Source organism: Brevundimonas sp. NPDC046655, assembly GCF_044901625.1.
In the GTDB taxonomy this organism is placed as follows: Bacteria; Pseudomonadota; Alphaproteobacteria; order Caulobacterales; family Caulobacteraceae; genus Brevundimonas.
This window is the reverse complement of the sequence record NZ_JBJDPV010000005.1, coordinates 75161-94651: the sequence shown is the minus strand read 5'-3', so window position 1 is coordinate 94651 and position 19491 is coordinate 75161. Positions and strand designations below refer to the sequence as shown.

Here is a 19491-nt window from a genome sequence, read left to right as displayed (position 1 = left end):
CGGGGCGGATTGCTGCCATGGGAAAGAGAATGGTGGACGCGACAGGGATTGAACCTCTGACCCCCACCATGTCACGGCCAAGCTCGGTCAGCGGAGGTTCGAGAAGCTCAAACGTTCATGGCGGGAAGAGGCTAGCTGTGTCGGGACAGCCGACCTGCAAGCTCATGTCATGTCGGCCAACGACAAAGGGCATGCAAAATTCGAAATGCCGATTCAAATGTAAAAACACGTAAAATCATACACTTAGTTGCATTTCAGGCGTGGCTGTAACGTCCTCGCGGCGCTAGTGGACGCCTTCATTCGACCCGTCGGGGGCGATGTGCGTCAGCAAGAACGCGGGAGGCAAAAGGCCTGCCCGGAAGCCGGATTCCTGGGATCCTGGCCTAGATCTGCATGACGTCCTTGAGCGCTCCCGATCCTTCGTCGAACGGGAGGCTCGAGACGTGTTGAAACTGCTGAACTCATTCAAGCGCATGGCGCTGCGTGCTGTCCGTATGATGGCGCCCCTGGCGATCGTCGGCGCTGCGGGCGCCGCGGCGGCCGCGGACCTGCAGGTCTCGGACTACACCTGGTCGCCCGACCCCGTGGCGAACGGGGCCCAGACCAGCTTCAGCATCCGCGTGACCAATAACGGTCCGGGTTCGGTCAATGACGTCGTGGTGACTGTCGCGGTCCCCTCTCACTTCTCTGTTCAGGCCGGCGCCTTCCCTTCCTATTGCGCGCTGTCGGGCGCGACGGGCGGCCAGACGCTGACGTGCGCCCTGCCGGCTCTGGCGGCCGGGGACTTCACCTTCGGCTACACGGCGGACGCCGTGGCGACGGGATCGCGCAATACCACGGTGACGATTTCCAGCCCGACCAATGTCGACAGCAATCCGGCGAACAACGCCCTGCTGGTCTCCCCGGCCGTTCAGGCCGGCGCTGACCTGTTTGTGACCAAGGACGACGGGGAGCCGGACAACTCCATCCCCGGCGGCGGGGTCCTGACCTATACGCTGAATGCTTCGAACGCCGGTCCCGACGCGACCAGCGCCATTCGCCTGACGGACAACCTGCCGGCGGCGAGCGATTTCCAGTTCGCCTCCGCCAGCGGCAGCCAATGGACCTGCGCCCATTCAGCCGGGACCGTGGTCTGTAGTTACAACGGGCAGGCGGTGGTCGGGGCCTTGCCGCCCGTCACAGTGACCGGGCGTGTTCTCGCCAGCGGCGGGACGATCACCAACAACGCCTTCGTCGGGCTGACCAGCCCGACTGTTCTGGATCCCGATCCGGACAATAACACTGCTGCGCCCGTGGTGACGACGATCGAGCCGGGTGCGGATCTGGCGGCGCAGAAGACCATGCCCGCGACCATCATCCAGGGCGACAGCGTCGACATCACCCTGACCATTCTCAACACCGGACCCTTGACCGTGTCCGGTGCGCGCATCGTTGACGAGATTGCTTCCGTATTCACGATCGGCGCCCTGCCGGCCGGTTGTTCGGCCGTGGGCCAGACGGTCACCTGCAGCGCCGGCAGCCTGTCCGTCGGCCAGAGCCAGGTCTTCGTCATTCCCGTAACGGCTGTCGCCGCGACCAGCGGGACGGTTCTCAATACAGCCAGGGTCACGCCGCCGGCCGGCGTCACCGACCCCACGCCGGGCAATGACACGGCCAGCGCCAGCTATCGCATCGCCGAGCCGAGCTCGGACCTGAGCATCGGCAAGACCAAGGCGCCGAACCCGGTGGCCGCCGGCGAGATCATGACCAGCACCATCACGGTTCGGAACAACGGGCCGTCCGTCCTGGACTACAGCTCGGCCAATCCGCTGCGGGTCGTGGACACGGTGACGGCGGATGAGACCTTTGTCTCGGCCGACGCGCCCTGGAGCTGTTCGCAGACGGGGCTGGAGATCACCTGCGAGCTGTCGGGCCCCGGAACCCTGGCGGTCGGCGCCAATGCCGTGCTGTCGCTGAAGACTCTGGCCGGAACGGGCATTGATCTGGACCTGTCCAATCGGGCCTGCACGGGCGTGACCGGCGGTTCCGCCGCGACGCCTGCCGACATCAATGCGGCCAACGACTGCGCCACGGCCGGATCGCGCTCGACGCCGAACGCCGCTGATCTGGAAATCGTCAAGGAAGTCAGCCTCAACGTCGCCGGTCCGTGGACCCAGACGCCGGCGCTGCCGGTCGCTGTCGGCGACGACGCCTTCTACATCCGCTTTACGGTGCGCAACCTGGGCGGAGATCCGGCGCGTACGGTGGTCGTCACTGACAACCTGCCCAACTTCATCAACGGCGGCGGTTTCGTCACCGGCTTCGGCGTGGAGAGCGCCAGCCAGGGCGCGCCGGCCTATACGGCGTCGAATGGCCGCATCAGCTGGACGGTGACCGACCTCGCCGCGGGCGACAGCGAAACCGCCGTGGTTCGCATCAGCCGACCGGTCGAAAGCGGCCTGTTCAACAACATCGCCCGTGTCACATCGCCTGACACGACCGAGATCAATCTGGCCAACAACCAGTCGACGGCCAGCTATGACATCGCGCCGATCACCGACATTACCCTGAACGCCAAGTCCATCGCGCCGGATCCGGCGCAGGTCGGGGTCATCTCGACCTATACGATCAGCGTGCGTGGTCTGGGACCGAACCCGGCCGCAGGCGTAGTGGTGACGGACGTCATCGACCCGACCCGCTTCCAACTGGTCGGCGCGCCGACGACGACCAAGAGCGGCGCGTCGTGCGTCAAGACGGACGCGACCGGCGAGATCGTCTGCACCATGGGCACGATCAATCGCGGCCAGACCTATCAGATCAGCCAGCAAGTGAGGGCGCGCTTCCCGTTCGGCGGGGCCACGTCGGGCTTCCCGATCAGCCACGTCAACACGGCCTCGGTGACGACGACCACGACCGAGTCGAACACCGGCAACAACAGCGTGGTCCTGACGCACGACGTGTCGGCGCCCGTCATGGATCTGGCGATCACCAAGCAGGAGCCCAGCGCCGCCTTTGACCCGATGCCCTTCGGTTCGGAGCTGGTCTATGACCTGCGCGCCTCCAACTTCGGTCCGTCGCGCGCGGGCAACATCGTCATCACGGATATTCCCGCTCCGCCCGCCGGCTACACGATGAGCCTGTCGCGGTTCGAGGTGAACCCTGTGGGCGCCAACAGCGGCCTGACCCTTTACACGCCGCCGGCTCCAGACTGCGTGACGGTCGGCGCCAACATCGAATGCCGCCTGCACGGCAGCGACCCCGCCCTCAACTATCTGGACGACCGTCGCCAGGTTATCTTCCGCCTGCATATGGCGGTGACGGGCGCGGCCCCGACCGGCCCCATGACCTTCTCCAACGGCGCCGAGATCGTGTCGCTGGAACAGGACAACACCACGGTCAGCCAGGCTGACAGCCAACTGGCCAACAATACGGCAGTCCAGACGACCACCGTCCTGCCGGCCACGGATCTGGAGGTGGTCAGCAAGACCCGCGTCACGCCTTCGCCCGTGCAGATCAACCAGCCCGTCGAATATCGGGTCGTGGTGCGCAACAACGGCGTCTCGCCGACGACCCAGGTGCGTGTCACCGACCAACTGCCGACCGGCTGGACCCGCGTGGGGGGCGAGACCTTCACCGTGAGCGGCGGCGCGTCCGTCTCCGCGATGAACTGTTCGGGAACCGGCGCCATCCTGTGCGTGCTGGACGGCGTCTTCCCCGGCAATGGCGATGCGGTGACCCTGACCCTGTTCGCCAGGGCGGCTCATCCCTACGCCGGCCCGCTGAACACGAACCTGACCAATACGGCCAGCATCGCGCCCGGACGTGACGGCGACGGCGTCGAGATCAGCCGCGACACGAACCCGGCCAACAACTCGAAGACCGAGACGACCCGCGTCGCCCAGTCGTCGATCGCCGGCACGGTCTATCGCGACGACAATCTGAACGATGTGATCGACAGCGGCGAAGGCATGGTCGGGGTTCGTCTGACCCTGACCGGAACGGATGCGTTCGGAAACGCGATCACGGCCCGAACGACGGATACGGTCGCGGGCGGCGCCTTTGTCTTCGACCGCCTGCCCGCCGGGGTCTATCAGATCGTCGAGACCCAGCCCGCCGGCGCGTTCGACCGCAATGAAACCGCAGGCACGGCCGGCGGCGACGTGGACAACGCCGCCTATGGCAGCGCGGCCGCGACCAACACCATCTCGAACATCAACCTGCCGGCTGTGACGGCGGCGACCGGCTACCTGTTCCAGGAAGTCGGGGCGGCGCGCGTGTCGGGTTACATCTATCGCGACCTGAACAATAACGGCGCGCGCGAAGCGGGCGAGACGGGCTTTGCGCCCGCCGACTTCGCCTCGACGCCGCACGTCCGCCTGACGGGCACGGACTATGCCGGCGGCGCGCTGAACCTGACGGCCTCGGTCGACGCCAACGGCCGCTACGCCTTCAACTCGGTCCCGCCTTCGGGCGCGACGGAGTACACGGTCACCCAGCTGGTTCAGCCGAACGGGGCCGCTGACGGTCTGGACGCCAATGGCGCGGGCGCGGTCGTCGCCGGTTCGCGCGGTCGTCCGGCGCCGGAAGGCTTCGGCATCGGTCTCGTGGCGCCCAGCGCCGATCTGACCGAGCGCAACTTCGGCGAACTGCCGACCTCGACGCTGGGCGGGATGGTCTTCCTGGACCCGAACGCCGATGCGACGCGCGCGCCGACGGAAACGACGGGTTTGACGGGGGCGATCATTCGCCTGACCGGAACCAACGACCTCGGCCAGGCGGTGGATTGCGCCGTCACCACCACGGCCTCGGGCCTCTACAGCTTCCCGAACGCGGCCGATGCCTCGCCCGTCTGTCAGGTGCTGCGCCCCGGCGACTATCAGCTGGCGATCACGCCGGCGCCGGGCATGACCCATACGGGCGCCTATGTCGGCGCGCTCGGCGGGACGTCGAACGGCGTGACGGGTCCGAACGCCGCGTCGGCCGGCCCGACTGCCCTGAGCATCAGCGACATCATCGTCGCGGCAGGCTCGACGGCGTCCAACTATGACTTCGGCGGCACGGGTCAGGGCCTCAGCGGCTATGTCTATGTCGACCGTAACGACAGCGGCGGCCGCGATCCGGGCGAGATGGGCATTCCCGGCGTGACCATGACCCTGTCGGGCTCGACCGCGAACGGCCAGGACGTCTGCACCCTGATCAGCTGCACCGCCGTGACCGATGCGACGGGCGGCTTCATCTTCATGGGCGTGCCGGGCGCGAGCCCGACGGGCTACAGCATCACCCAGCAGGCGCAGAACACGGCGCCGCTGTCGAACTTCTCCGACGGTCGCGAGGCCGCCGGCAGCGTCGGCGGCGTGGTCGGCAACGACGTCATCAGCGGCATCGTCCTGCCGACCGGGGCCCTGGGCGCCAACTACGCCTTCGGCGAGCTGTCTGGTTCGCTGGGCGGCAGCGTCTTCATCGACGCCAATGACGACGGCGTGCGTCAGCCGGGCGAGACCGGCGTGGCGGGCGTGACCGTCACCCTGTCGGGCGTGACGGCGGACGGCCAGGACATCTGCGCCTGGCGCGCCGCTCTCGATCCGGCCCAGACCTGCGTCGTCACCACCGACGCGGCCGGCGCCTATCAGTTCGGCGACCTGCCCAAGGGAACCTATGCCCTGACGGAAAGCCAGCCGAGCCAGTACGCCGACGGCCGCGAGGGCGTGGGCAGCGCCGGCGGCATGGCGCCCAACACGGTCTTCGACGCCTCTGCGGCGGCCAACGCCATCACCGGGATCAACCTGAACGCCGGTCAGGCGGGCGTGGACTACGTCTTCGGCGAGCGGGCGGTCATCATCACCGGCATGGTCTACAAGGACCCGCAACGCGACGGCGTGAACGGCGGCGGCGAGCCGCCGATCCCCGGCGTGACGATCGAACTGGTCAAGGACGGCGTGGTCGTTGCGACGACGACGACGGGCCCCGACGGAACCTACAGCTTCGTCGACCTGCCGGCCGGCGACTATACGATCCGCGAAATCCAGCCGGACGGCTATGGCTCCTCGACGCCCAATGAGGTGACGGTGAACCTGACGCCGGGCGCGGCCCAGGTCGTGGACTTCGGCGAGACGGTCAGCAGCATCGCGGGCCACGTCTTCCTGGACGCCAACAACGACGGCGTGCGTCAACCGGGCGAGGCCCCGATCGCCGGCGTCGTCGTCACCCTGACGGGGACGGACGCGGCCGGGCGCACGGTCACGCGCACGGCGACAACCGACGCGGCGGGCACGTGGTTCATCGACGACCTGCTGGCCGGAACCTATCAACTGGTCGAAACCCAGCCGGCAGACTACGTCGACGGTCTGGACAGCGCCGGCTCGGCCGGCGGCACGGTCGAGGCGAACGGCGATCGCATCCACGGCATCGTCCTGCCGACGGACGTGGACGCGACCGACTACGCCTTCGGCGAGCGCGGTCAGGGCCTGACGGGCAAGGTCTATGTGGACGTGAACCTGGACGGCGTGAACGGTCCGGAAGATCGTCCCCTGGCCGACGTCGTGGTCGAACTGCGCACGCCCTCGGGCGAGCTGGTGGCCACGACCAGGACCGGGCCGGACGGGTCGTACAGCTTCGGCGACATCCGCGGCGGCGATTACGTCGTGGTGGAGATCCAGCCGGAAGGCTACGGCGAGGCGTCGGAAAACCCGACCAATCGCGTGCCGGTGACGATCCGTCCCGACCAGACGCCTCCGACCGTCAACTTCGGCGAGCGGACCGGTTCGTTGGCGGGCCTGACCTACAACGACACCAACAACAACGGCGTCCATGACGCGAACGAACCGGTCATCGGCGGCGTCACCCTGACGCTGACGGGCACGGACGCGCGCGGCGAAACCGTCACCCGCACGGTCGTGTCGGGACCGGACGGGACCTATCGTTTCACCGACCTGCCGGGCGGGACCTATACGGTCACGGAAACCCAGCCGGACGGCTACAACGACGGTCTCGACACCCCCGGCACGTCCGGCGGTCTGTCGGACGGCGGCGACGTCATCTCCGGCATCGTTTTGGCCCCGGCGGCCGAGGCGACGGGCTACCTGTTCGGCGAGCGCGGGGCCGAGGCCGGCATCTCGGGCTCGGTGTGGATGGATGCGGACCATGACCGTGCACGCGGCGCGGGCGAGACCCCGCAGGCTGACTGGACGGTCGAACTGTTCCTGAACGACGTCCTGATGGACACCGTCCGGACCGGCGCCGACGGCGGCTACGCCTTCACCGGCGTGGCCCCCGGCTCGGGCTATGCGGTCCGCTTCCGTCATCCGCAGAACAATGCGGTCTATGGCGGCGCGCGTCCGAACGAGACCGGCGTAGCCTTCGTCGACGGCGTCGTTTCGGCGTCGAACGCGGGCGGCGCTACGCTGAAGAACCGCGAGCTGACGGGCATCAGCCTGCAGCCCGGCGCGACGGTGCCGCAGCAGTCCCTGCCGCTGGATCCGTGGGGCGTGGTCTATGATGCGGTCCGCCGCACGCCTGTTCCGGGCGCGACGGTCCAGATCACCGGGCCGGCCGGCTTCGATCCCGCCCTGCATCTGCTGGGCGGAGCCGGCAACCTGCGTCAGATCACCGACGCCCAGGGCCTGTATCAGTTCCAGCTGACGGATTCGGCTCCGGCCGGCGCCTACAGCCTGTCGGTGACGCCGCCGAACGGGAGCTACAACCCGAACCAGCCGTCGACGATCATTCCGCCCTGCGCGGGACCGCTGACGGTCAATGCGACGCCGGACCCCATGCTGGTCTCGACCAGCAACGGCCCGCCGCCGCTGGGCACGGCTGACGGCTGCCTGACCGGCGTGATGACGACCGGCTATGTGCTGAACCTCAACCTGACGCCGGGGGTCTCGGCCAACGTCGTCAACAACAACATCCCCCTGGATCCGATCCTCGAGGGCGCGATCGAGGTCACCAAGACGACCCCGATGGTCAATGTCGTGCGCGGCGGTCTGGTCCCCTATGTCATCACGGCCCGCAACACGCTGGCCGGCCCGGTGACGGGCCTGACCCTGACGGACCGCGTGCCCGCCGGCTTCCGCTATCGTGAGGGCAGCGCCCGCATCGACGGCGAGGCGGTCGAGCCGGTCCAGAACGGTCGTCTGCTGACCTGGAACGACCTGTCCTTCGCGGCGGGCGAGACCAAGCGTTTGGAACTGATCCTGGTGGTCGGTGCGGGCGTGGTCGAAGGCGAGCACACCAACGTCGCCTTTGCGGTGAACCCGATCGTCGATCAGGTCATCTCCAACCTGGCCGAGGCCACGGTGCGGATGATTCCCGACCCGGACTTCGACTGCACCGACATCCTGGGCAAGGTGTTCGACGACCGGAACGGCAATGGCGTTCAGGACGACGGCGAGCCCGGTCTGCCGGGGGTGCGTCTGGCGACCGCGCGCGGTCTGCTGATCACCACGGACGCCGAGGGCCGGTATCACATCACCTGCCCGATGATCCCGAACGAGGACCGCGGCTCCAACTTCATCGTGAAGCTGGACGACCGGACCCTGCCGACGGGCTACCGCGTCACCTCGGGCAACCCGGAAACGGTGCGCCTGACGCGCGGCAAGTTCGCCCGCCTGAACTTCGGCGCGAGCCTGCACCGCGTGGTCCGTCTGGACCTCAACGGCGAGGCCTTCGACGGCGAGGCTCTGCGTGAGGAGTTCGAACAGCAGTTCGAGGGCCTGATCGCGACCCTGGCCGAGCGTCCCTCGGTCCTGCGTCTGGCCTATGCCGCCCAAGGTGAAAGCGCGGACCTGATCAGGGACCGCGTCGCCCAGGTCCGTCGTCGCCTCCAGGACCGCTGGAACGACGAGCGCGGCCGCTACCGACTGGTCGTCGAAGAGGAGACCGTCGTCCTGTCCACCCCTCATGAGGGAGGCGTGCAATGATCCGCGCGTCGAACAAGCTGCTGACCGCCCTGCTGATGGGCGGGTCAGCCATCGCCCTCGCCACCGGGGTTCAGGCCCAGGACGCCGCCGCTGACGACCGTTCGGTCTATTGCGGCCGCGACACGGACCGCCCCTGCGGCCCGGTGGCGGACGATGCGGCGGTCGAACGCCGTGGCGTCGGGAACAACCTGGAAGCCGCTGATCGCGGGGCGGCGCGTCCGTTCCGCGTCAGCGTGGACGGAGCAGGGGAGGACGGCGATGATCTGGGCGCCGACCGCCAGCGCCGTCAGGACCTGGCCCTGGCCGGCGCTGACGTGCGGGTTCAGGCCACGGCCTTTGACGTGCGTCCGGTGCTCAGCATCGTGGCTGAGCAGCCGGTGATCCGGGCGGGCGACAGCGTGCGCTTCTTCACCCTCAGCAATTATGCCGCCTATGTCGCGCGCGCCGAGGTCCGCATCTTCCGCGATGATCAGAGCATCGAGGAAGCGCCCCTGACCATCATTCCTGCGCGCTTGGGCCAACCCGTGCTGTGGACGACCGACCGCGGCGCGCCGGGCGAGCATCGCTATCGCTATGTCCTGCGCGTCTATGACGCCGAGGGCCGCTACGACCAGACCTCGGCGACGATGCTGGCCGTGACCCATGCGGTCAATGTCACCAAGCCGGACATCCTGGCCGGGCCGTCGTTCGAGAACATGCGCGTCATCGACGCCATCTCGGTCAAGGGCGCCGCCGTCACCATCAGCGGCGAGGTCGAGGACCCCGCCACGCGCGTGACCGCCTTCGGGACCGTGGTGCCGGTCGACCGCACGGGCCGCTTCATGGTCCAGCAGATCGTCCCCGCCGACACCGCCGCCGTCGCCGTTCAGGTGGCGCGTCCCGGTCAGGCCCCGGTTGATCTGGTGCGCGAGATCGTCCTGCCACGCACCGACCGCTTCTTCGTCGGCATCGCCGACATCACGGCGGGCAGCCGCAGCTTCGACGCCGCCAAGCGTGAACTGCTGGGCGACACAGGCGATCACCGCGACGACTTCGCCGACGGTCGTCTGGCCTTCTACTTCAAGGGCGTGGTGAAGAACGACTGGCGTCTGACGGCCTCTGCCGACACCGGCGAGCAGCCGCTCAAGAGCCTGTTCGACGGCTTCCTGGAAAAGGACCCGCGCTCGCTGCTGCGCCGCATCGACCCGGAAATGCACTATCCGGTCTATGGCGACGACTCGGTCACGGTCGAGGACGCCCCGACCTATGGCCGCTTCTACCTGCGGGCCGAGAACGAAAACACCGACGCCATGTGGGGCGTGTTCCAGAGCCGTCTGGGCGGCAATGAGCTGATCCGCCACCAGCGGACCCTCTATGGCGCCAATCTGGACTGGCGCAGCGACGCCGTGACCGCGAGCGGCGAACGCCGCACCGAGATCACCGGCTTCGCCGCCGACCCCGGCACCATCGCCAGCCGCGAGGACTTCGCCTCGACCGGGGGCTCCGTCTACTTCTTCCGCAACCGCGATGTCGCGCCGGGTTCGGAGCGGGTCTTCCTGGAAGTCCGCGACAAGGATTCCGGCCTGGTGCTGGAACGTCAGGAACTGATCGTCGCCCGCGACTACGAGGTGAACTACCTTCAGGGCCGGGTCGTCATGCGCAACCCGCCGCCGATGACGGCGGACGCCAACAGCTTCGTGTCCCAGTCGTCGCTGGCCGGGAACCCGGTCTGGGTCGTGGCCACTTATGAGTATTCGCCGGGCCTGACGCGGCCCGAGGCCTTCACCACGGGCGGGCGGGCGCAGCACTGGCTGACCGACCGTCTGCGCGTCGGGGGCAGCGCCTATCACCAGGGCGAGGATCAGGCGTCGCAGGATCTGTTCGGCGCCGATGTCCTCTATCAGCACGCGCCCAACAGCTTCGTGAAGCTGGAGTTCGCTCAGGCCGACGGCCCCGGTGACGGTTCCTATCTGTCGTCCACCGGCGGCTATGACTTCACCAAGGTTCAGACCGAGGCCGATCAGGCCAAGGCCGTCAGCCTGACCTTCGCCGGTCAACTGGACGAACTGGGTCTGGAGCGCGACGGTCGCTTTGGCGGCTACTGGAAGACGCGCGAGGCGGGCTTCTCGGCCCCCGGCGAGCTGACCTTTGGCGAGACCCTGGATCAGTACGGCGGCGTCTTCGACATGGCCCTCAGCGACACGGTTCGCCTGCAGGCCAAGGGCGACGTCACCGACGGCCGCCTGACCGAGCGCCATGCGGTCGAGGTCGGTCTGCGTCGCGAGACGGCGGCGGGCTGGTTCGGCTCGGTCGGCGTTCGGTCGGACAAGCAGCAGGGCCAGCGCACGCCCTACAGCCCGCTCTATACGCCGCCGCCCAGCGAGGGCACGCGCACCGACGCGGCTGTCTCGCTCGGCTATCGCCACACGCCCGATCCCGAGACGCCCAACGTCGAGCAGCGTGACGCGCCCTGGGCCGTCTGGACCTTCGCCCAGGCCACGCTGGACCACGACGGCGGCCGGGAATCCAACGACCGCTTCGGCCTCGGCGGCGAGTATCAGGTCCACGACCGGCTCAAGTTCAAGGGCGAGGTCTCGGACGGCGACATGGAATTCGGCGCAGACGTGCGCGCCGACTTCGCCATGACGGATCGCGGCAGCCTCTATCTGGGCTACGCCCTGGCCGGCGAGAACCCCGACGCCATGACCGGTGGTCGACTGGGACGCCTGACCGGCGGCGCGCGTCAGCAGATGGGCGAGAAGACCAGCGTCTTCGCCGAGCAACGCTATGACCACGGCGACGGCCCCACCGGCTGGACCCAGGCCTATGGCGTCGACTTCAGCCCCATCGAGGCCTGGACCTTCGGGGCGCGTTACGAGACCGGCTCTCTGGCCGACGCCCTGGGCCAGGAGATCGACCGCATGGCCATCGGCGCCACCGCCGACTATGGCAGCGACCGCCTGCGCTGGGCCTCGGCGCTGGAGTATCGCAAGGACGAGGGCGACACGGTCGGCGAACGCACCACGGTCGCCACCCGCAATCAGGTCACCTACAAGGCCAGCCCGTCGCTGCGCCTGTTCGCCAAGGCCAACATCTCCCTGTCCAACTCGGATCAGGCGATGGCCATGAACGCCGACTACTATGAGCTAGCGCTGGCCGGGGCCTATCGCCCGGTCGACAATGACCGGCTCAACCTGCTGACCAAGTACACCTATCTGGCCGACCTGCCGTCGCCGGCTCAGGTGGACGCCCTGGGCCAGTCGCTGGACTACGCCCAGCGCAGCCACATCGCCGCGATCGACGGGACCTATCAGGTCACCCCGCGTCTGGCGGTGGGGGCCAAGGTGGCCTGGCGTCTGGGTGAACTGCGCGCCTCTCGCGACGAGAGCGCGCCCTGGTTCGACAGCGAGGCGGTCTTCTGGGCCGTGCGCGCCGACTATCAGATCGTCCGCCGCTGGGACGTCCTGGTCGAGGTGCGCGAGCTGTCGATCAAGGAGACCCACGACAGCCGTCTCGGCGCTCTGGTCGGCGTCTATCGACACTTCGGCGACCATGTGAAGCTGGGTGTCGGCTACAACTTCACCGACTTCTCGGACGACCTGGGCGACCTCAGCTACGACGAGCGCGGCTGGTTCGTGAACCTGATCGGCAAGTTCTGATCCTGCCAACCCCGGCGCGGCTCTTGAACCGCGCCGGGCATGAGCCTGTCAGCAGGCCGACAGCGTCGCGCCCGCGCGACCTGACGGCCAGTCAGGGCGGCGTCCCCTGCGCACGCAGGGCGCCATCGAGCATCGGATAGGAAAAGCGCAGACCTTCGGCGTCGGAGACGTCCGGTCGGCCGTAACTGCTTGAAAAGAATGGTGGACGCGACAGGGATTGAACCTGTGACCCCTACGATGTCAACGTAGTGCTCTCCCGCTGAGCTACGCGTCCGCCTTTTCTGCGGCCCGTCCGACTGGTGTGTCGGTGGGCGGGAAGGCGGCGTCTATAACCCGCAGTTCGCGGGGGCCGCAAGAGGCTTGTGTCTTCTTTTTTCGTATTTTTTCGTTAGGCGGCGATCATGCGTTCGACCTCGTTCACCAGGTCGCGCAGGTGGACGGGTTTGGACAGGACCTTGGCCTGGGGCGTAGCCTGGGCGGCCGACAGGGCGACGGCGGCGAAGCCGGTGATGAACATGATGCGGATGCCCGGCTGGCGCGCGGCGGCGACGCGGGCGACCTCGATGCCGTCGGCGCCCGGCATGACGATGTCGGTCAGCAGCAGGTCGTAGGGACCCTGGTCCAGGGCGTCGATGGCGTCGTCGCCGTTTTCGCAATCCACCACGGCGTGACCGGCGCGTTCCAGCGCGCGGGTCAGGAAGCCTCGAAGCGAGCCGTCGTCTTCGGCCAGCAGAATACGCGCCATGGGGTGATCTAGTCCTTGGAATATCAACGCGGAACCTAGGCGCCGATCTGTAAACTCGCAGTGAAAATCCCGCATGGGGCGAGCGCGTAGAGGGGCGCGGTCGGGGATAAAACAGTCTATGGCCAAGCCATGCGCCCCGCACCGACCGACGCGACCTTCGGCCTGAGGCCTGCCCTGACCGGGCGGGCGACGCCTCTGGTGTTCGCCTCGCCCCATTCGGGCGCGGTCTATCCCGATGACATGGGGGCGGCCGAGGGCCTGTCCGAGGTTTCGCTGCGCAGCGCCGAAGACGCGGCGGTGGATCGGCTGCTGGACGCGAGCGCGGCGACGGGGGCGGTCCTGATCGCGGGACGAATCGGCCGGGCCTATGTCGATCTGAACCGGGCGCCCGACGACCTCGATCCGGCCCTGATCCTCGATTGTCCCGAGGGGGCGCCGCCAGGGCTGAAGACCCTGGCCGGTTACGGCGTCGTGCCGCGTCTGGCGGGCGACGGGACGCCGCTCTACGACCGTCGCCTGACGCTCGAGGAGGCGAGGGCGCGCATCGCGCGGGTCCACGCCCCCTATCACGCCGCCCTGGGCGAGCTGATGCAGAACGCGCGCGTGCGTCATGGTCGGGCCGTTCTGGTCGACTGGCATTCCATGCCGGCGCGGGCCACGGGGCCGAACGGACCGGACGTGGTGCTGGGCGACCGCCACGGGACCAGCTGCGCGGCGGGGCTGACGCGGCGGTTGCGGGTCCTGTTCGAGGCCATGGGCTGGCGCGTGGCCCTGAACCGGCCCTATGCGGGCGGTTATGCGACCCAGATCTGGGGGCGGCCGGACGAGGGTTTCGAGGCGATCCAGATCGAATTGAACCGGCGGCTTTACTGGGACGAGGCGGCGGGCGCGCCGTCGGTCGGCTGGGGCCGGTGCCGGTCGGGCCTGAACCGGGTGGTCGCGACCCTGGGCCAAGACTTTGCCGCCTGAGCCCGTCTCCAGACCAAAAAAAAAGCCGCGCCCGGGGGCGCGGCATGAAAAGTCTATAGGGAGGAAACGCCCAGGAAGGGCATGACGCCCGGAGGCGTCGAAAGCCAAGTTAGGTTGCAGCGCACAAAATTTCAAGGTCCGATTATCCTTGTGCGATCACAGGCTGTTACGAAAATCCCTTTCGTCGTTACGCGACGGAAGGTCGGGCGACGACACGAATCGTTCGCGGCTGCAATAAGACCAAAGTCGGGCCTAGCTGCGTTCCAGCAGCCGTCTGGCCGTTCGCACGGCGCGCGCCGCCGGCGACCCGGCCTGGCGCCAGACCAGCAGGCCGAAGGCCGAGATCACGCCCAGAGCCAGCCAAAGCGGGCCGAACAGCCAGGCCGCCGCCGCCAGGGCGAAGTAGTAGCCGCGCACCCCTTGGCTGAAGCCGCCCAGCGCCGGGTTCAGCACCCGCGCCACCGCATGGCCATAGGCGACCTTGTCGGTCTCGGAATGGATCTCGGGCGCGGCGCCGATCAGGGCCAGGGCGTAGTTCATCTGGCGCAGCGACCAGATGAAGTCGAGGAAGCCGCGCGCCAGGCAGATCAGGACCAGGGCCAGCTTGGCCTCCAGGATCTTCACCGGCACCGCCTCGGCGCCGACGGCGGCGAAGCCCTTCAGCGCGTTCTCGCCGCCGAACAGGATGCCGGCCACCGCTGCGATCAGCAGCAGGTTGGTCGAGGCGAAGAAGGAGGCCGAGTTGATCGAATGGCCCATCAGCTGGCTATCGATCAGCCGAATCTCGCGATGGGTCATGGCCGTCATCCAGCTGTCGCGGACGATCAGCATGTCGTCGTTCAGCGACCCGCTGCGCCGTGCGATCAGCCCCAGGATCGGACCATAGCCGAGCCAGGCGACGAAGAAGAGGAACAGCGCGATCCAGTCGAACGGGGTCATGTCCTGTTGATGCCTTCAGTTCGGCCCATGGAGCAAGGGTGATCGCCCGCAAACGGCCCCTGAAGCTTGCTGTTCGGCGATGCAGAGCTTATCACGCGCCCCAATCTCCCCGTTCGCACCTGCAACAAGAGCGTAACATGAACATCGAAGCCATTCCGGTCGGCCCGAATGCGCCGTGGGACATCAACGTCATCATCGAGATCCCGCAAGGCGGCCTGCCGGTGAAGTACGAGATGGACAAGGAATCGGGCGCCCTGTTCGTCGACCGCTTCCTGCACACCGCCATGTACTATCCGGGCAACTACGGCTTCGTGCCGCACACCCTGTCCGACGACGGCGACCCCTGCGACGTCATCGTGCTGAACCCGACCCCGGTGGTGCCGGGCTGCGTCATCCGCTCACGCCCCATCGGCGTGCTGAAGATGGTCGATGAAGCCGGCGGCGACGAAAAGATCCTGGCCGTGCCGGTCGACAAGCTGAACCCCTACTACACCGAGGTTTCCAGCTACCGTCAGCTGCCCGCCATCCTGATCGAGCAGATCGAGCACTTCTTCACCCGTTACAAGGATCTGGAGAAGGGCAAGTCGGTCACGGTCAAGGGTTGGGGCGACGCCGGCGAGGCCGCCGAGCTGATCGCCATCGGCATGAAGGCTCACCAGGACAAGCTGGCCAAGGCCGCCGCCGAAGCCGCCTGAGGCGACGCAGCGTTTGAATAGAAGAGGCCCCGCTGGATCAACCGGCGGGGCCTTTTTTCTTTAGGGCGCTATCGCTCGCCGCGCGCCGTCTCGCTGCTTGAGCGCCGATTCTCCCTCCCACTTGGGGGAGGGTGGCTGACGCGAAGCGTCAGACGGGTGGGGGCGCTGCGGCAAATCAAGCCCTGTGCCCATATCGCCGCGCCCTCCCCACCCGGTCGCTTCGCGACCACCCTCCCCGAACGGGGAGGGAGAGACGCGGCGTTACTTCGCCCGGAACGCCGCGATGGCCTCGACGGTCTGGCGCACCTTGGCCTCGATGCCGGCCCAGTCCCTGGCCTGGATGGCCGCGTCGGTGATCAGCTTCGACCCCATGCCGGCCGCCACGATGCCCGAGCCGAACCACTTGGCGATGGAGACCTCGTCGGGATCGACCCCGCCGGTCGGCATGATCTTGGTCCAGGGCATGGGGCCCAGCACCGCCTTGACGAAGTCCGGGCCGCCGACCGAGGCGCCGGGGAAGAGCTTGACGATCTCACAGCCCAGAGCCTGCGCCTCCGAGATGTCGCGCACAGAGCCGCAGCCCGGCGAATAGGCGACCTGGCGGCGGTTGCAGACCTGGGCCACCTCGGGAACCAGACAGGGGCTGATGACGAAGCGCGCGCCCGACGCCAGATAGAGAGCCGCCGTCGGCGCATCCAGGATCGAGCCGACGCCCATGATGATGTCGGGATCAGTCTGGGCGAACTGCTTGGACAGGGCGGTGAAGGTCTCCCAGGCGAAGTCGCCGCGGTTGGTGAACTCGACGGCCTTCGCCCCGCCGCGGGCGCAGGCGCGGATCACCTCGGCGCAGACCTCCGGGTCGGCGTGATAGAAGACCGGGACGACGCCCTGGTTTTCGAGGGCGGTCAGCACGCTGAGGCGGTCGTGTCGCATGGGGTCTCCTTCAGGCCTTGAGGCCCGCAGATCGGCGGTTCCCGGCGCCCCCGTCAAGTGACACCGGGATCAACACTCGTAAGCGCCGCCTTATTCCGCCGTGGCCAGGGTCGCCAGCCGTTTGACCATGCTGCTGTCCTTGTCGGCCAAAGGGTCCAGCATGGTGAAGTGGTCCAGCCCGTCCAGCACCTCGACATGGGTGTCGGCGCCCTTGCCGCCCCACTCGGCGGCCATGTGCCGGCTCTGGCGGATGAACTCATTGCTCTCGGCCCCGCCGACCCAGCAGTCCAGCGTCCGCCCGCCCGGCGCTCCGCCGTTCGGCGCGGGCCAGTGGATCGGCGACAGGGCCCGCGCCGTCATGGCGTCCAACCCCAGGGCCTCGTTCAGCGAGGTGTGGATCAACGGTTCGATGTCGAACACGCCGGAAATCGCCATCGCCGCCCGCGCCCGTCCCTCGGACAACATGCAGGCCGCCATGTGTCCGCCGACCGAATGGCCGAAGACCAGGGGCCGCTTGCCGGTGCGGTCGCGCACCAGCTCCGTCGCCCGTCGCATCTGACTGATGATGGCGCCGACCCTGACCGTCGGGGCCAGGTCATAGCCAGGAATCACCACGCTGATCCCGTGATCCAGCAGGGCGGGGGCGACCCAGGCGAACCAGGCCCGGTCCAGCGCCTGCCAGTAGCCGCCGTGGATGAAGACGGCGGTCGGCGCACCCGCACCGGCGTCGAACCATTCCATCCTTTGCCGCTCGCTGGGACCGTATTCGACGGTTTCCGGCCTCAGGGCGTCGATGACGCGGGCCGAATCTTCTCGCCATCGTTTCAGGATCGCCGGGTGTCCCGGCACCCGTTCCCGATTGTTGTAGGCCGCCTCGTAATCGACTGGAGGGGCCGTCACTGTCGCCGGAGCCTTACCCATGCCGTTTCCATCCGCTATGCACCTCCGCTTGAACGGGAGGTTCCGACCATGATGACCGCCATTTTCGTCTTCATCAAATGCGAGTTGGGCTACGCCAACGACGTCGCCGCCGATCTGGTCGACAACGTTGAAAACGTGTCGGAAGTTTACTCGACCTCGGGTCAGCACGACCTGCTGGCCAAGTTTCAGCTGCCGAAAGACGCCGACATCGGCACCTTCGTGACCAAGCAGGTGCAGACGCGCCCGCACATCCGCGACACCTTCACCGTCATCACCTTCTCGCCCTTCCTGCCTTCGAAGAAATGACCGGCCTGGTCCTTCTGGCGCCGGGCCTGCCCGACAGCCTGCTGACGCCGCTGCGCGCCTCCGGCTTGACGCTTCAGACTCTGGACGGCGCTCCCACCCCGGAACAGGCCGAGGCGGCGACCGCCTATGTGGTCTTCGGCGGCAGTCCGGCCTCCGCCGACCTGATCGATTCCCTGCCGAACCTGAAGATCATCGCCGTCCACGGCGTCGGCTATGACGGGGTGGACGTCGAGCACGCGCGGTCGCGCGACGTGGTCGTGAGCAACACCCCCGACGTTCTGACCGAAGACGTGGCCGATCTGGCCCTGGCCCTGACGCTGAACACCCTGCGCGCCCTGCCGACGGTCGAGCATCACCTGCGCAGCGGCCGCTGGGCGGCCGGCGAGCGTGCGCCCCTGACCCGCCGGGCCAGCGCCCGGCGCTACGGCGTCCTCGGCCTCGGCCGCATCGGCGCCGCCATCGCACGACGGCTGGAGCCCCTGGGCGGGACCATCGCCTACCATAGCCGCCGCCCGGTCGCGGACGTGGCCTACGCCTATCACGACAGCGCCCGCGCCCTGGCCGAGGCCGTGGACGTCCTGATCATCGCCACGCCCGGCGGCGCCGCGACCGACAAACTGGTCGACGCCGAGGTTCTGGCCGCCCTCGGTCCCGACGGCGTCCTGATCAATATCGCGCGCGGCGGGGTGGTGGACGAAGAGGCCCTGATCGTCGCCCTGACCGAGGATCGTCTGTTCGCCGCCGGCCTCGATGTTTTCGCGCATGAGCCCACCGTGCCCCTGGCCCTTCTGGATCATCCGCGCTGCGTCCTGACGCCCCATGTCGGCTCGGCAACGGTGGAGACCCGCGCCGCCATGGCCGGGCTGGTGGTCGAGAACCTGCTGGCCGTCCTGTCGGGCCAGCCTGCGATCACGCCGGTGGTTTGACGGCGGTCCTGCGCCGGGCGGCCTTGGCGGCGTCGGCCCGATCCGCCGCCTCGTCCTCCACCCCGACCTTTTCTTCCACCGCGGCCGAGAAGCGCTGAAAGGCGCCCAGGCCCACCAGCACGATCACCGCCGCCACCAGCAGGGCGGTAGGATAGATCAGCAGGGCCACGTCCTCGCGCGCCGTCTTGAACACCACCACCAGGGCCTCGAGGAAGACGGCGATGACGATGGTGGACAGGAACTTGGTCAGGCTGCGGCGGGCCTCGGCGGCGCTGCGCTTTTCCTTGTCGCGCTGGACCTCTTCCTCGAACAGGTACTTGGCCACGTCGAAGACGGCGATGGCGACGATGACATAGCCCAGCACGTCCAGCAGGGCGTCCACCCCCGAATGGTCCGGACTGACCACGCCGCGCAGAGCCTCGCCGACCCCCAGAAACACCAGGCCGAGCGCCAGAAGCAGCAGCAACAGACTGGCGCCGCCAAAGACGACGCGGGTCAATAGGATCATGGACGGGCCTCTTT

General features: G+C 68.0%; 11 protein-coding genes and 1 tRNA gene. 6 read left to right on the top strand and 6 right to left on the bottom strand.

Annotated elements, in window-relative coordinates:
- Positions 1 to 443 precede the first annotated feature (443 nt).
- Positions 444 to 8897, top strand: coding sequence for an SdrD B-like domain-containing protein (locus ACI2KI_RS13960; RefSeq protein WP_404621024.1), 8454 nt, complete (start codon positions 444 to 446; stop codon positions 8895 to 8897).
- Entirely contained in the window at positions 8894 to 12535 is a 3642-nt protein-coding gene (locus ACI2KI_RS13955; RefSeq protein ID WP_404621022.1) for a hypothetical protein, read from the top strand. The genes ACI2KI_RS13960 and ACI2KI_RS13955 overlap by 4 nt, the downstream gene beginning before the upstream one ends.
- A 199-nt stretch (positions 12536 to 12734) precedes the next feature.
- Here the strand turns inward: ACI2KI_RS13955 and ACI2KI_RS13950 are convergent.
- Together ACI2KI_RS13950 and cpdR are read right to left on the bottom strand one after the other, a co-directional pair.
- Positions 12735 to 12809 (bottom strand) — tRNA-Val (locus ACI2KI_RS13950).
- Between the two features lie 114 nt (positions 12810 to 12923).
- Complete coding sequence (gene cpdR, locus ACI2KI_RS13945) at positions 12924 to 13280, bottom strand: cell cycle two-component system response regulator CpdR (protein WP_292083763.1); 357 nt, start codon at positions 13278 to 13280, stop codon at positions 12924 to 12926.
- 129 nt (positions 13281 to 13409) lie between these two features.
- Here cpdR and ACI2KI_RS13940 point away from each other — a divergent pair, with 129 nt between their 5' ends.
- A complete protein-coding gene (locus ACI2KI_RS13940) occupies positions 13410 to 14249 on the top strand; it encodes an N-formylglutamate amidohydrolase (protein WP_404621020.1) in 840 nt (279 codons plus the stop codon).
- Positions 14250 to 14501: 252 nt separating this feature from the next.
- On the opposite strand, the gene ACI2KI_RS13935 is transcribed toward ACI2KI_RS13940, so the two are convergent.
- Complete coding sequence (locus tag ACI2KI_RS13935) at positions 14502 to 15188, bottom strand: DUF599 domain-containing protein (protein WP_404621018.1); 687 nt, start codon at positions 15186 to 15188, stop codon at positions 14502 to 14504.
- Between the two features lie 137 nt (positions 15189 to 15325).
- Between ACI2KI_RS13935 and ppa the strand changes: the two genes are divergently transcribed.
- The gene (gene ppa, locus ACI2KI_RS13930) at positions 15326 to 15883 is read left to right on the top strand and encodes an inorganic diphosphatase (protein WP_292083760.1); all 558 of its coding nucleotides are present in this window, start codon (positions 15326 to 15328) and stop codon (positions 15881 to 15883) included.
- A gap of 261 nt (positions 15884 to 16144) precedes the next feature.
- Here the strand turns inward: ppa and ACI2KI_RS13925 are convergent, their stop codons facing one another.
- Positions 16145 to 16816 carry a bifunctional 4-hydroxy-2-oxoglutarate aldolase/2-dehydro-3-deoxy-phosphogluconate aldolase gene (locus ACI2KI_RS13925; protein WP_404621016.1) on the bottom strand — a complete coding sequence of 224 codons (672 nt, stop codon included), beginning with the start codon at positions 16814 to 16816 and terminating at the stop codon, positions 16145 to 16147.
- A gap of 90 nt (positions 16817 to 16906) precedes the next feature.
- Positions 16907 to 17737, bottom strand: a complete 831-nt coding sequence (locus ACI2KI_RS13920) for an alpha/beta hydrolase (protein ID WP_404621014.1) — start codon at positions 17735 to 17737, stop codon at positions 16907 to 16909.
- Between the two features lie 48 nt (positions 17738 to 17785).
- Between ACI2KI_RS13920 and ACI2KI_RS13915 the strand changes: the two genes are divergently transcribed.
- Complete coding sequence (locus tag ACI2KI_RS13915) at positions 17786 to 18043, top strand: Lrp/AsnC ligand binding domain-containing protein (protein WP_040347054.1); 258 nt, start codon at positions 17786 to 17788, stop codon at positions 18041 to 18043.
- Positions 18040 to 18969 carry a 2-hydroxyacid dehydrogenase gene (locus ACI2KI_RS13910; RefSeq protein WP_404621012.1) on the top strand — a complete coding sequence of 310 codons (930 nt, stop codon included), beginning with the start codon at positions 18040 to 18042 and terminating at the stop codon, positions 18967 to 18969. Before ACI2KI_RS13915 ends, ACI2KI_RS13910 begins: the two co-directional genes overlap by 4 nt.
- Here the strand turns inward: ACI2KI_RS13910 and ACI2KI_RS13905 are convergent.
- Positions 18953 to 19477, bottom strand: coding sequence for a GNAT family acetyltransferase (locus tag ACI2KI_RS13905; RefSeq protein WP_404621010.1), 525 nt, complete (start codon positions 19475 to 19477; stop codon positions 18953 to 18955). The two genes, ACI2KI_RS13910 and ACI2KI_RS13905, sit on opposite strands and share 17 nt — an antisense overlap.
- Between the last annotated feature and the right edge of the window lie 14 nt (positions 19478 to 19491).

Coding starts and splice junctions, on each gene's coding strand:
- ACI2KI_RS13955 (WP_404621022.1), top strand. CDS start 8,894: ATGATCCGCGCGTCGAACAAGCTGCTGACCGCCCTGCTGATGGGCGGG.
- cpdR (WP_292083763.1), bottom strand. CDS start 13,280: ATGGCGCGTATTCTGCTGGCCGAAGACGACGGCTCGCTTCGAGGCTTC.
- ACI2KI_RS13940 (WP_404621020.1), top strand. CDS start 13,410: ATGCGCCCCGCACCGACCGACGCGACCTTCGGCCTGAGGCCTGCCCTG.
- ACI2KI_RS13935 (WP_404621018.1), bottom strand. CDS start 15,188: ATGACCCCGTTCGACTGGATCGCGCTGTTCCTCTTCTTCGTCGCCTGG.
- ppa (WP_292083760.1), top strand. CDS start 15,326: ATGAACATCGAAGCCATTCCGGTCGGCCCGAATGCGCCGTGGGACATC.
- ACI2KI_RS13925 (WP_404621016.1), bottom strand. CDS start 16,816: ATGCGACACGACCGCCTCAGCGTGCTGACCGCCCTCGAAAACCAGGGC.
- ACI2KI_RS13920 (WP_404621014.1), bottom strand. CDS start 17,737: ATGGGTAAGGCTCCGGCGACAGTGACGGCCCCTCCAGTCGATTACGAG.
- ACI2KI_RS13915 (WP_040347054.1), top strand. CDS start 17,786: ATGATGACCGCCATTTTCGTCTTCATCAAATGCGAGTTGGGCTACGCC.
- ACI2KI_RS13910 (WP_404621012.1), top strand. CDS start 18,040: ATGACCGGCCTGGTCCTTCTGGCGCCGGGCCTGCCCGACAGCCTGCTG.
- ACI2KI_RS13905 (WP_404621010.1), bottom strand. CDS start 19,477: ATGATCCTATTGACCCGCGTCGTCTTTGGCGGCGCCAGTCTGTTGCTG.